Annotated in this window: 1 protein-coding gene; it reads left to right on the forward strand. The window is 41.3% G+C overall.

What is annotated here, in order from left to right:
- Positions 1-345 (forward strand): phage tail protein (locus tag ADA42_RS16375; protein ID WP_048766278.1); only part of this gene is annotated, 345 nt, incomplete at its 5' end.
- Positions 346-419: the final 74 nt, after the last annotated feature.

Here is a 419-nt window from a genome sequence, read left to right on the forward strand (position 1 = left end):
ATGAGCAACCAAAAATTTGACTGGCCAAGTGACTTGGACGGTAACTCCAACACTCAGAACTTCAATGTACTGAGTTCAAAGTTTGGCGATGGCTATGAGCAAAATATTTCAGTTGGAATCAACAATCGAAAAGGTCAGTGGGCTTACCAAAGAACGGCCTACAAAGCTGAAATTCAAGAGATTAAGGCATTCTTTGATGAACATAAGGGCGCAGACTCGTTTTTGTGGGATTCACCGCTTGATGGTGAAGTAAGAGTCAAGACTGATTTGACCTATACACCAGTAAGTCTAGGTGGCCAGATCTGGCGAATCTCAACCACGTTCACACAAGTTTTCTACCCTTAAAACTCGACCCTTTCAACAGCACTCAATGGGGTGCTTTTTTTGTGAGAAAAAATATGTCAAAGCAGATAATTAAT

It is taken from the genome of Acinetobacter sp. 243_ASPC (genome assembly GCF_001054715.1).
Classification (GTDB): domain Bacteria; phylum Pseudomonadota; class Gammaproteobacteria; order Pseudomonadales; family Moraxellaceae; genus Acinetobacter; species Acinetobacter soli.